Raw genomic sequence first — 517 nt, forward strand, 5'->3', positions numbered from 1 at the left:
GGCGTTGTTGTCCACGCCGTCATATGGCCGGTCCGGGTAGCCGGAGTGGAATTCGTCGGGCCCGATGACTCCGTTGATGGTGTAGCGGTCGCGGTCCCGATCGTAGGTGGCCCGGCTCACCCAGAACCGGGCGATCTCGGCCATCATCTCGGTCCCGTAATCGATCATGTACGCCAAATCACCGGTGACCTGATAGAAGTTCCACACGTTGTAGGCGACGGCGATACCGATGTGGTGCGCGCGATGGCTGGCATCGGGACGCCACCGCCCGGATCGCGGATTCAGGTGCTGCTCGGGGCTTTCCTCTCGGCCGTCGCTACCGGACTGCCACGGGTACATGGCGCCGCGGTAACCGGCCAGCTTGGCCGCGCGCCGCGCTTCCACCAAGCGTCGGTGCCGGTACCGCAGCAACGACCGGGTGACCGTGGGAACTCGCAGGTTCAGCACCGGAAAGATGAACAGCTCGTCCCAGAAGATATGGCCGCGGTATGCCTCGCCATGCAGCCCGCGGGCCGGG

At 65.8% G+C, this 517-nt stretch carries 1 pseudogene; it reads right to left on the minus strand.

Annotated features, from left to right (window positions below):
- Positions 1 to 517 (minus strand): annotated as a pseudogene (locus CDN38_RS01680) (trehalose-phosphatase); the annotation flags it as partial.

The sequence above is a fragment of the Mycobacterium ostraviense genome (genome assembly GCF_002705925.1).
GTDB classification, from domain to species: domain Bacteria; phylum Actinomycetota; class Actinomycetes; order Mycobacteriales; family Mycobacteriaceae; genus Mycobacterium; species Mycobacterium ostraviense.